General features: G+C 64.1%; 11 protein-coding genes. 5 read left to right on the forward strand and 6 right to left on the reverse strand.

The annotated features are described in order from the left end of the window. The 4 genes from IH26_RS62495 to IH26_RS0151545 all read right to left on the reverse strand — a co-directional run. On the reverse strand, positions 1-182 hold a 182-nt coding region (locus tag IH26_RS62495), incomplete at its 3' end, for a hypothetical protein (protein WP_034218196.1). Between the two features lie 383 nt (positions 183-565). After that, on the reverse strand, positions 566-1,459 hold the full coding sequence (locus tag IH26_RS0151535; protein ID WP_157437879.1) for a hypothetical protein: 894 nt from the start codon (positions 1,457-1,459) through the stop codon (positions 566-568). A 19-nt stretch (positions 1,460-1,478) separates the two neighbouring features. Continuing rightward, complete coding sequence (locus tag IH26_RS56930; protein WP_157437880.1) at positions 1,479-3,176, reverse strand: glycosyl transferase family 2; 1,698 nt, start codon at positions 3,174-3,176, stop codon at positions 1,479-1,481. Between the two features lie 314 nt (positions 3,177-3,490). Continuing rightward, on the reverse strand, positions 3,491-4,159 hold the full coding sequence (locus tag IH26_RS0151545; RefSeq protein WP_030443650.1) for a hypothetical protein: 669 nt from the start codon (positions 4,157-4,159) through the stop codon (positions 3,491-3,493). Between the two features lie 330 nt (positions 4,160-4,489). Here IH26_RS0151545 and IH26_RS0151550 point away from each other — a divergent pair, with 330 nt between their 5' ends. From IH26_RS0151550 to IH26_RS60950, 3 genes are all read left to right on the forward strand, one after another. Beyond that, entirely contained in the window at positions 4,490-5,053 is a 564-nt protein-coding gene (locus tag IH26_RS0151550; RefSeq protein ID WP_157437881.1) for an NAD(P)/FAD-dependent oxidoreductase, read from the forward strand. 503 nt (positions 5,054-5,556) lie between these two features. Then, positions 5,557-5,949, forward strand: a complete 393-nt coding sequence (locus tag IH26_RS0151555) for a hypothetical protein (RefSeq protein WP_030443652.1) — start codon at positions 5,557-5,559, stop codon at positions 5,947-5,949. 823 nt (positions 5,950-6,772) lie between these two features. Beyond that, positions 6,773-7,255 carry a hypothetical protein gene (locus IH26_RS60950; protein ID WP_157437882.1) on the forward strand — a complete coding sequence of 161 codons (483 nt, stop codon included), beginning with the start codon at positions 6,773-6,775 and terminating at the stop codon, positions 7,253-7,255. A 523-nt stretch (positions 7,256-7,778) separates the two neighbouring features. Here IH26_RS60950 and IH26_RS0151560 read toward each other — a convergent pair. Both IH26_RS0151560 and IH26_RS0151565 read right to left on the reverse strand, forming a co-directional pair. After that, positions 7,779-8,147, reverse strand: a complete 369-nt coding sequence (locus IH26_RS0151560) for a hypothetical protein (protein ID WP_245666065.1) — start codon at positions 8,145-8,147, stop codon at positions 7,779-7,781. 228 nt (positions 8,148-8,375) lie between these two features. After that, positions 8,376-9,194 (reverse strand): DUF4253 domain-containing protein, encoded by an 819-nt coding sequence (locus IH26_RS0151565; RefSeq protein ID WP_030443654.1) that lies wholly within the window; start codon positions 9,192-9,194, stop codon positions 8,376-8,378. Between the two features lie 243 nt (positions 9,195-9,437). Between IH26_RS0151565 and IH26_RS0151570 the strand changes: the two genes are divergently transcribed. Both IH26_RS0151570 and IH26_RS60955 read left to right on the forward strand, forming a co-directional pair. Next, positions 9,438-9,842, forward strand: a complete 405-nt coding sequence (locus IH26_RS0151570; protein WP_211268934.1) for a VOC family protein — start codon at positions 9,438-9,440, stop codon at positions 9,840-9,842. Between the two features lie 137 nt (positions 9,843-9,979). Then, complete coding sequence (locus IH26_RS60955) at positions 9,980-10,348, forward strand: hypothetical protein (protein WP_157437883.1); 369 nt, start codon at positions 9,980-9,982, stop codon at positions 10,346-10,348. The last annotated feature ends 133 nt before the right edge of the window (positions 10,349-10,481 follow it).

Consider the following 10,481-nt stretch of genomic DNA (forward strand, 5'->3'; position numbering starts at 1 on the left):
CACCGGGAAGAGTCACTGGACAGATGTCGCCCGTTCTCGCGGACAACGGCTGGCAGGTCGAGACCGTGGAGATCGACCTGGGAACCGGGTTGCACGAATAGATCGAGATCCGGGGCGGCGACCAGCGCCTCTACGTCGCGACCGCAGCCGAACGGGACGTCGTCCTCCGCGAAGCACGGCATCGACCCCGCCACCCTGGCCGAGGTTGAGACGATCGACGACGGCTGCGAATAAAGCCCGTCTTACACCGCCTTGAACTCGCGCCACCCACGCTGGCCGCCACCGGCGCGCCACCCCCGGCCGACGGGCGGGGGTACGAACTCAAGTACGACGTTGTGCGGCCAATCACCTACCTCAGCGACGGCGAGATACGAGATGATCCCGCCAATGGCGTCACGCTACGTGGCCAACATGCTGGCACCGGCATGCTCTTTTGCCGACGATAGTGCGCCGATAGACAGAGCCCAACGGCTCTGTCTATGAAAGGTTCCCGCTTCGGCTGCGCCCTGTCCGACAGGATCCCGCATCTCAACGGCAAACCCGACATATGCATTGCCGGGAAGTTTCAGGAGCCGACTCTGGACGGGGCGATTATTTCTAGACGTACTTGGTTATCGTCCTTGATGAAGTATATGGGATCTCTTCCTTTACGCCAGCCAGCCGGGAGCAGGATCAGATTGCCGCCCTTGGTGCGGGTGAGCAAACGCAGACCCTCGTATCGGACGCGATAGGGACCGCTGGACGCGGGTAGATTCACCACGTTGACGCCAGGTCCGGCTATCGCCAGGTGGTCCCGACTGTAGAGGCCGACCTGGCTCCGGTAGGGCAAATTTCCGGCGATTGCCGCGCCGTCGGACACGCCGGCATGGTTGGCGTAGAGGGCCCAAGACGCGAGGGTCGATAAAAGGCCGGCGCAAGTCAGGCTGGCTGCTACGGCCAGACTCACCTGCTGTGACACGGTTGGGAAGCTCCGGACGACGCTGGCGAGAACGAATGCCCCGACGGAAATAAAAAATGGCTTGACCCAGTTGGGGCTGGCCAGCGGCACGAGCCCGATTGTCACCACGAGGCCGAACACGAGAAAAAGTGCCGCCATTAACACAAATGCGACGCGTGACATGCGCGCAGACTCGGGGTTTTCCCACAGCCGCGTATGCTGAATGTGATTGGCGGCGAAAGCGGCCGCGCCGACCGCTAGGCTCACTAGCAGGATGGGTGCGAAGGCGGGTCGCAGAGTCGCGGCAAGGTAATCGGCAGTCGAGAATTCAACAAGGGAACTGTCGACGCCGAAGTAGCCGTACATCGCCGACTTCGTCGCCTGCCCGAAGTAATAGAGTAGACCTGTAATGAACGCCGTCTGCGCTGCCAGAACGGTTACAAGCTGCACGAGGTTGGTGCGGGTTTTCGGCTTCTCCGCTACGGGTATCCGCTTCCGGGCGGCATCGATTTTGGAGGTCACGGCGTTCGTCCCCTGACTCTCAGCGGGATCGGTGAGGGCTGACGCTGGGTGACAGGCTGGGTGGAGCTGGCGGCCTCGTGGTGGTCGCCGCTGGGGGAAGGTCGATCCCTCGATGGTTACTCGTCGGTTCCACCAGTGGCGGAGGCATCGTCGGGATGACGTCGCCGCCTCGGCTAAAGCTCGGTGTCGGGCTTGGTGTTTCGGACCGACAGGAGGTCAGGGTGAGGACGACTATCGCGGCCGACGCAGCCGCCATCCCGATCGTCTGGATACGGAAGATCGACGGCGGGTGCGTAGCCGTAATCGGGGCGGGCCCGTCGAGTTCGTCTACGGCCAATGTCACGACCTGGAAATTTGTCAGGGTCGATGCCAGGTAGCGCTCGAGAGACCCCCAATGGGCGATGAAGGCCGTGATGCCGTCCCGCCCGGCGGGTAGGTCTTCCAGGATCTCGAGCATAGCCCTGCGGGTAATCGCAAGCCCAGCGAGCGCAGATAGCTTCAGCTCTGCTGAGCTTTTGGATCCGGAACGCTCAGACGTCGCGATGTCCTCCCCGCTGTGTACGACGCACAAGTCCCAACGCTCCCGTTCGAGTACTGATGGGTCCAGGCGATTAAGTACGTCGTCCGACGTCCCGCTGCCCGCGCCGACTATCAGCAGATGCCGATAGCCGCGTCCGACCGAGTATCGCAAGGCGGACGCGAAGAGCCACGTGGTCTCCACTTCCGCAAGTTCCTCGGCCCGTTCGCCGAGCTTCTCGATTCGCCAGGAGAGACTGGCGGGGTGGTGGTGGGCACCGCAGTCGCGGCCGTCGCGCGCGAGGCACACGACACCGTCGAAGAAGCCGGTCGGATTGTTGGCTTGATGGCGGGCGAAGCTCAGTAGCGTGGCCGCTTCCGCTTCGTCTCCGAGCAGATCGGTGAAGTGTCGGTCTATCGACACCGGATCCCATCCGATTTCCCGCCACGCGATGTAGTAATTGCGGGCCCGATCGAGTAGGGAATTTGGGTAGGGGATGCCCCTCGGCCTGGCGAAACGATGAAGCCACCCGAGTGCGGGATGGCACAGCACCCGACCGCCGCCTTTTCTAATTTTCTCGTGCAGGTAACCTTCGTTTACGCTGAATCCCCGGAGGCGCGGATTTAGTTTCGGCCAGGTACTTTTGAGGCAAGCGAAGAAGCCCAGGCCCTGCATGTCGATCTCGAAGGGTTCCCGATCGGCTGAATACACTCGTTCGTCCGTCGCCCACGTACCGAACATTCCCGACCCCCAACACCGTTGTAGGTGGGTTGACGCGACAGTCAGGTCCTCATTCAACAACGGGCCTTGGAGCAGGTCTAGGCTCCTCGGGTGGTCGGCGAACCAGTCGTTCATGACGGCCAGGGCGTTCGGCGCAAGCGCAACGTGACTGTCCAAGCAGCATACGACCTCGGCGTCGGCATGCTGAAATACGACGTCGACAACCGCGGTTCCCGAAAAGGCAGAGAAAGGAACGTACGTCAGCTCAGGGATTGATAGCTCAAGTTTTCGTAAAGCAGCAGACTCGGGGCCTTCAGGATGATTGTCAACCACCACAAAGCTAATCATCACACCGGGCGCATGCTGGTATAGGCGGATCGCCTGAATGGTGAACCAGGTCGCGTCGAAATCGTCGTACGTCGCAATGCCCACGCAGATTCGCCGGGCCGTGTCGGAGCCGTGCGATTCCTCCTCATCCATGGTGGAGCAAATTACCACGAGGAGCCCGGGTATACATCAGACAAATATCTTCGTTGCGGTGCCCGATCATCGCGAATCCTCTCGAGCAACTCGTCCGGACACGCTTCGTTGAGGTCGCCCCGCCACTGGCGCGCCTCGTTGTCCCGTATCCGGCAGCCACCGGAACACCCTTGGCCACGTATCGTCCGTTACTCATGGTCGCGCGACGTAGCAAGGCCGCGCCGGCTGCCTTCCTGGGCTCGTGGACGGCATCCTCATCTGCCGCTGTCATCGCGCGCCGGCCTCGGTCGGCAGTCACTTTCCGTGTTTGTTGTTCACGAGTCGTCGCTGAGACGTCTGTGCCCGGTAGGAAGCGCCAAGTAGGCCAGGCTCAGCGCGGTGAGCGCGAGAGCAGGCAGTACGAACAGAATCTCGACGGGAACGTCGGCGCCGCTGAACAGCCATTCCAGCAGGCCGAAGGCGATGACGACGCAGAGCACTGCCCCTGCGATGTAAGCCCACGGTGGCCAACGCCGGTAGGTCGGCTTACGGTCGACGGCTCGCACTCTGGGGTTGCACTCAAGCCAGAGCTGAGCCACGGCGGGCGGCAGGCCTGGCAGGTAGAGGTCGCCGCGCCCGGTCCGAGACGGTATCGGCGCGGCATTCCAGCGGTCGCCGAGAAACGACAATACGACAAGGCCGGCGAGCATGGCCAGCGGCCATGGAAACGACCACCGCGACCGGTCAGGGCGAAACAAATCCCAGGCCACGACAAGGATGTAGCCGGCGCCGAAAACCGCGTTGAAGCGCGTGAGCACGGCGCGTTTACGGAGTCTGGCGGCCGCGGCGGTGTCGTAGGGCAGACGTACGACATACCTGCGGCTCCAGCGCCATCGGCCCCACGTCCGATCGCACCACACGCCGCCATGCTCGCCGGTAGACACAGCCACGTCGGGGATTCGCAGCACACCCACCATGTCGGCCGGGATGAGCAGGTTCGTCAACGGGGAGCACTCCTTGCCGGGCGAGGCTCGTCAGCGTAACTGGGCGGATCGAGAAATGCAGTCCTCCCGTTCGCCATTGATTGTGAGATAGAGGGACTGCAAGATCAGCCGCACTCACATGCCGCTGTCCTCGCGCAGGACGGCGGAGCGCGTGCAACGGGGCGTGACGGCCGACTCGGGTCCGCGGGCCGCGGGCATTCGGATGATCCACAAAGCAATAGGCAGGTCATCAGGCCTCGGCCGGCGGGCGAGCTGGATTTTGGGCTCGGGTAATGAGGTGCAGTCGACCGGCGAATCGGGGATCTTGTTGTAGTGGGCGTTGCGGACGACATGGACGACGACGAGAACTGGACAGGCGGGTTCTACGAACTCTGCCTGGTGCTCGGCGCCGCTGACGATGACAACCTCGACCGGGCAGTCCGGTCCGTGTGGCGTGCCGCCGCCATCCAGGGCAGCCGCGCACGCAGGGTCGATGCGGCGGGATTCGTGGATGTCGAACTCAGTGCGGCGGCGCTTCACGCGCATGGTCACCTACACGGGATGCTGACCTTGCCGTCCGGGGCACGAGTTGTCTGCGGCGGGTTCGTATACCGGCATGACGACGTCGACACCCTGGAGCTCTACCTGCCGCTGGGTGCGCTGGCCCGGGTAGAGTGCAGAATCGGCGGCTATCCCTTCGACGAACACAGCGGTCCTGCTTCGCTGGCATGGCGGGCCGGGCTCGACCAGTGGCTCGCCGACATCGCCGCTGCCGTATACGCCGAAATGCGTTTCCAGCGCGCCGTCATCGGCTTCGAAGTCGACGAGGCTCATGACATCACCGCCGACAAGAGGTATGCCGCCGTCCTCGTACCTGGCCCGGATGGCCTGGACTATCGCCCAGCCACCGCCTGAACCACGACCATGCGGCCAGCTAACACGCAGCCGCCGGATCTGACAGCTGCTCCTGGCGAGGGGACACGCGAATCGCGACTTTTGGTCGAAGCTGGATTCAGCCCAGCAAGCATAATGATGGGACATCCGAACGATCCGGGATCTGCCGCCGAGAGTGCGCTACCGCTTCTGCCGCCGGTAGCGGCGCAGCAATGCCGTGATCTTCGCGTAGTCACCGGCGCCGTATAGTTCCGTGAGCAACTCGTCCGGGCATAGTTCGTAGAGGTCGCCCCACCACCGGCGCGCCTGTTGTCCCAGATCCGGTAGCCGCCGGGAACACCCCGGGCCACGTATCGTCGCCTGCTCACCGCCGCGCAACGTAGCAAGCCCGGCACTCGCCTGGCACTCGATTTCCTGGCCCTGAGGGCGATGTCCTCATCAGCCGCTGATCGGCGCGGACCCGGCCGCTCGTCGGGACGAGAAACCGGTGCTCCGCGACCGGCATTGCGCGCTACCGTGACGCTGTGACGGAGCCGGTTCCGACGCTCGTCGAGCTGCCACGATCGAGGGCGCTCACCGAGGCCGAGCATGCGTTGATGGTCCGGCTGGTGACGCTCGCCGATGTCCCGGGCCTCAGTGAGCAGGTCGCGACGGTGCGCGTCGTGTCCACCTGCGACTGTGGCTGCGCGTCAGTCGGACTGCGCACCGAGGGACCACAGGTTCCCGCAACGGCTGTTGCGCGGCTCAGCGACACCGGGCGTGACGACTACTTTGCTGTGTCCGCGGCTTGCGGCGACATCAGCGTCGTGCTGCACGTCCTCAGCGGGTTCGTCGGTGAGCTGGAGATCTTCGCGGGCGAGGGCGCACCGGTAGCCGCGCCACAGGCCGACACTGTGATCAACGTCTGGATCGGATGACGTCCGCATTATCGGCAGGGCCGCCAGGCATCGACGACGCGGACTGCGAAACCCCTACATGAAGGTCGCAGCGCGGCCAATAGCACCAGCACGACATCCGGATACGCCGAAGACGCGCGGAACCCTTCCGCGGCCGTCCGCTGGAACAGCGGACCAAGAGACGACACGATCAAGCTCGCTGCGCGAGGCCCTCGGACTGGACAAGACCAAAATTGACAGATTTCAGCAGTTGTACGGTATTAGAGACTGCGCATCCCACGGCAATGCACTTACCTGAAATTTGAGGCACTGTCCCCGGTTGACGTAATAGCGCGCGAGGAAACCAAGGCTTTGCCGAAGGATGATAATCGCCCCCATGATTGGGCCAGGTGCTGAAGGCGTGTAGGAGCCATAGGCAAAGTTGTAACTCTCGGCGCGGTTTAGGTACATAGTGCACCGCGGCCATCCGCATTGGACTGTTGCCGCATCGGCTCGTGTCGGGGCGGTGGCCTGGCTGACCGTAACGATCGAGGCGGCAATAAGGAGAACGGCCAGAACACGAACGAGAAGCAGCCGCAAAGCATTCAGCCTTGCTGGGCGACGCGTCGACACCACTCTGCAATCGTTGCATGAACATCGTCTCGTCATGTTGACAACTCACTTCCGAATCGCCGAAGTGCCCCACTGTAACGGACAACAGGGATACGAACTGGTCACACCTTCGGGTGATTCTTTGAACGAACTAAGGCCCTCAGTGACTCCACGCGAAGCGGTTGAAGATCGCGAGACGTCGCGATGAACATTTCGCCGGTTGAGTCGTATCCTCACATGCCGCGGACAGAGCATGGCCATTGGAGAATGCGGTAACTTCCGCAACGAAATGGTGTCGCGCCGGCCGAACTGGCGAAGAGCTAGCGACGGCATCGTCGCTGTCGGTCTGGACAGCGTTGACCGCGCCGCTACTCTGAGGGTCGATAATCGATTGGGGCCGCGAGCAATGCCTAACTCAGACAGCGAATCGCCAGCACAGCCCTCGCGCGGACTTGCGATCACTTCGATGGTTCTCTCCTGCGCGTGTCTCCTGTGGTTCCCGTTATCGGTTGTTGCTCTCCCCTGGATGTGGACTTGGACCTGGAGCATTGGCACGATCATCGCCGGAATCGGTGGAATGCTCGGGCTGATTGCTCGACGTGGAAGCCCTTATCGAGTAGGTGGTTACGATCTCGCCCGGGCCGGCTCGGTCATTGGATGGACGGCCGTCAGCGTCGGCGTGCTGGCCCTAGCGATCTTCGAACTGGGCACCTATGTGGACGCCGGGACGAGTTGAGGAGTTATCGAGCCCTAACGCCAGCCTGGACGCGCCAGCTCATGGATACCAGTGAACTGCCGATCGTCAGGATCAATCGGTAAAAGGGCGTTTCGTCACCGTAGTCGGTGGACTGGTGTGGGCTCGGATGCCTTCCTCACTTGCCGCCGATAACGCGCGGTCACGGCCCAGCAGAACGCGGAGGTACTCGCCGGCCACATACCGGCGTCGACGCTGGCAGACTCGTCACGTGCCTGATACTGCCCGCGAACTCGCCGACCTCCGCGCGTGGCTCACCACGGCTCTCCGAATGACCCGCGGAGAACCGGGACCTGCGGGTCTGACTGTTCTTGCTGTTCCGTCGGATCGTGAGTTGATCGATGAAGTTCGGCGGCTCCGCGCGTTGGCCGACGCGGCAGAGGGAACAGGCGGTCACGTTTCGCGGTGACGTCCTCTTCTGCCGCGACGAGGGCAGTGTCGGCGGCGTGCTCGACTGCCGCGCCCGGTGCATAGTGGTCCGAGGCCAGTCCGGCCGGACTACGGACTACCGAGGGTCGGCAGTGTTCCAGGCGTAGTCGAACCGGTAAGGCTCGAGCTGCCACTCACGCAGAACTGTCAAGAGCTCCGACTCGTCGGCCGCCGCAGCACTTCGCAACAGCGCAGCTCCGATGTCGTAGTCGAATCCGTCAAGCAGCTCAGCGTCGTACTCCCGGTGCTGGACCCGGAAAGACCGAGAAGTGCTTCGGTGAGTCCACCCCTCGCCGCGAGCCTGCACATCAGGTTCGACTTCGCCCGGCGTGATGTCGACGAAGGCACGCCGCCCCGACGTCGTAGCAGGCACCTCGACCGCCAGACGTCGACCGAGCCGGAGCGCGGACAACTTGTCCAACGGCCAGGCGAATTCACCTGTCACGATGATCTTCGATGCACATAGGCACGGCATCAGCGTAGAGGAGGAATCGTTGGGATATCCGGCGGAGCATCCTCATCCGCCGCATATTGGCTTGCGACGTAGCGTCACGACCGGACATCCGGGCCGACGGACGTTCTTGGAGGTGAGTGGGCGGCCGGTCGTGCGCGGCGCGGTCGCTGCCTGCCGTCGCGCGGCTCCCTCTCCTTGCTGGGCGTTCGTGTGTGATTGTCAGTCCCACCAGAAAGACCAGAGTGGGGTGTCGACCAGCCGCTCGGCGTAGGTGGTCAGATTAGGCGAGTGGCCCTGCCAGATGTTGTCCGGGCAGAAGGCGAAGTGCTCGGCCGCCACGTTGACCGCTTGTTCGATCGTGGTGGGCGGTGCCGCGATGCTGAGGTAGAGCTCGGCGAATCCGGCGCCGATGACGATGGCCCCGAATCGTTTCTTCCAGGAGCGCAGCACGGCCGACAGTTCGGCGGTGTCGTTGGTGTAGTTGACCGCCCCCTGCCAGCCCGCGACCGTGATCGCGTCACTGGGCCGGGCCGTGGCGACCAGGCCCAGCCGCAACCGCGGGTTGCCCGCGAGCAACTCGGCCGCGCACTGATCTGCGTGTGCGCCCAGATCCCGCTGAGCCGGGGCGGCGGCTGCCAAGCCCGGCCATTGCCGGCCGTACGGCGCGGTGACCGCGAGGCGTTCTCGCGCCGACAGGTTGTCGTCCTCGTTGATCTCGGTGTGTTGCGACCACCACTCGGCCAAGAGCTGCTCCGGATCGAAGTCCGAGGGATGGGATGCGTCGGCCGGCCAGAGTTCTCCGTCGTCCCATGGCCGCCGGTCGTCGCCGTGCAGGCTGTCCAGTAGCAGCGGCCACAGCCCGGAGTGTTGGTGTGCCCGACGCAGGTCGGCCCACAACTGCGCGGTCGCGGGAGCCTCGCTGACCCACAACGCGGGTAGATCGTCGGATCCCTCGTTGCCGTGCACGAGCCGGCCGGCGGGAAGTTCGACCGGCAGCGAGGAGATCGCCGCCAGCCCGCGCGCAGCTTCAGAAGGCATGGTCACGGCGGGCAGCATAAGGCAGCTCGGAAGTCCACCAAGCACGCCGGACCGGAACGCCGAAGGCACCGGATCTCCCGGCCGAACCGGTCGCCACCGAGCGTCACGGTCGGCGCCGCAGATCGACTCGCGGACATGCCGAGATGAGGGCGTTGCTCGGACTGGCCGTCGTGCCGTCCAGAGGCGCCGCGCCGTACTCGTCCGGAGGTGGCGTTCCATGGCCGCTCTGCCAGGATGAGTCTCGTGACAGATGATCACGGACGGCGGTCCGGGCTGGTGGAATGGATGGCGCTGACGGTCGACTGCCCGGAGCCGGACGTCATGGCGGACTTCTACGCTGTTCTGCTCGGCGGGACGGTCACCCGCCCGACACCCGGCCAGGCCAAGGTGGACGCCCCGGGCGGGCCTATCTACTTCCGGGCAGCGCCCGACCACAAGCCCCCTACCTGGCCCTCGCCCGAGGTCCCACTGCACCAGCACTTCGACTACGTGGTAGAGGACCCGCACGCCGCCGCCCAGCAGCTGATCTCCCTGGGGGCCAGCTTGGCAGCACACCAGGATCGGGACGACCCCAACCTGCTGGTCATGCTTGACCCAGCCGGGCACCCGTTCTGTCTGATCCGAAGTAGCGCAGCCGGAGGTTACTGACCGCACGCAGGGGACATCCTGAATTGCCGCGAACCGCTCGCAACGGAGCGTCACGCCGCCGGTCGAGTCTGAGCTCGGTCGTGCCGAGGAGCGTGCGCTCCACGCCGCCGAACACATGAGTGCCCTATCCTCCGCTTGTGGGGGCAGCATCGGACGGCAAGGGTCGAACGCCCGTTGACGAGCGGCGCACGTATTGCAAGGCGCGCGAGTGGCTGCTGTACGCAGTGCATGAGCTTCCGGTTGGCGTTCTGTGGGGTCCGAACGGCGCGACAGCTGCTGAATGCGCCGAGATGCTCCGCGGCCTGGACGATTTCGCGTCCCTGTGCAGACGGCTTCAACTGGATGATCACGAGAGGTTCATCGAGCAATGTCGGTGGCACTTCGATCACTACCCCCACTACTTGGGGCGTCGGCGCCACTTCGTCGACTACTCCACCTACGTAGCGGATCGGGCGGGGCCGATGATCGTGTCGGCGCCGCCGATGCCGCGACAGTTCGCGAGCTGATCGGCCCCAGCCCTGGCACAAGCACTCACGCACGCTCATGCCGCGGACAGAGCATGGCCAACGGAGAAGGCGGTAACTTTCTGCAACGACACTGGTGTCGCGCCGGCCGAACTGGCGAGGAGCTAGCGACGGC

This window comes from Actinoplanes subtropicus, assembly GCF_000721705.1.
Classification (GTDB): Bacteria; Actinomycetota; Actinomycetes; order Mycobacteriales; family Micromonosporaceae; genus Actinoplanes; species Actinoplanes subtropicus.